The sequence below is a fragment of the Maritalea porphyrae genome, from assembly GCF_027213965.1.
In the GTDB taxonomy this organism is placed as follows: domain Bacteria; phylum Pseudomonadota; class Alphaproteobacteria; order Rhizobiales; family Devosiaceae; genus Maritalea; species Maritalea porphyrae_A.
Genome location: NZ_JAPWGX010000053.1, coordinates 1 through 261, shown reverse-complemented (window position 1 = coordinate 261; position 261 = coordinate 1). Strand labels below are relative to the sequence as shown.

Sequence of the window (261 nt, the reverse complement as noted above, 5' to 3'; positions counted from 1 at the left end):
TGTCTGAAGAGATTGAGAGACGAGTGCGCCAAACACACATCTTTACTCAAGCTATTCCTCATGAAGTGCGCACTCCGCTGAGTCGTATTCAGCTAGCGACGGATTTAGCTCGACGCACGAGTGGTGAAATGCAGGCAGAGTTACATGACGATATTGAACGATACGTTGATGTCGTGACGGATTTAACGTCCGACATTGTCATGCTGTCTCGCTTGAGTGTGAAAAACCACTCATGGATCGATTCTGTTGAAACCATGGAAC

General features: G+C 47.1%; 1 protein-coding gene. It reads left to right on the top strand.

The window, feature by feature from the left end:
- Positions 1-23: 23 nt before the first annotated feature.
- The coding region (locus O4H47_RS18230; protein WP_419719648.1) for a histidine kinase dimerization/phospho-acceptor domain-containing protein at positions 24-261 on the top strand (238 nt) is incomplete at its 3' end.